Annotated in this window: 1 protein-coding gene; it reads left to right on the forward strand. The window is 38.9% G+C overall.

The window, feature by feature from the left end; translation table 11 throughout:
* Positions 1-84: 84 nt before the first annotated feature.
* Positions 85-337, forward strand: a 253-nt coding sequence (locus tag SB659_RS19220) for a hypothetical protein (RefSeq protein WP_410551545.1), incomplete at its 3' end; no start/stop codon positions are given.

The following is a 337-nucleotide window of genomic DNA, read 5'->3' on the forward strand; positions in this document are numbered from 1 at the left end:
GGCGTTCAAAAATATATATACGAACCTCATGAATTTAACTGGAAAGGATCCATAATTAAAGGAGGTGGACTGAGAATCAAAGAAGTGCAAATGATGGACCCAATAACCAATAAAACCTTAACAACAAAATACAGTTACGGAAGTGGTCAGGCCTCTTCCCTTCCAATGGTAACTTCGGACGAAGACATCGCATTAAGCGCACCAAATCAAGTTAAATCAAGCATTTCACGCTCATACAGCACATTTGTAAACAAATCTCATGGCAGCTATGTAGTTTACCCGGAATCAAGAAAGATCGATCCAGATGGAGGATATACAGACTTTAAATTCAGCAGTT

Source organism: Arthrobacter sp. SIMBA_036 (assembly GCF_046535135.1).
Lineage (GTDB): Bacteria > Actinomycetota > Actinomycetes > Actinomycetales > Micrococcaceae > Arthrobacter.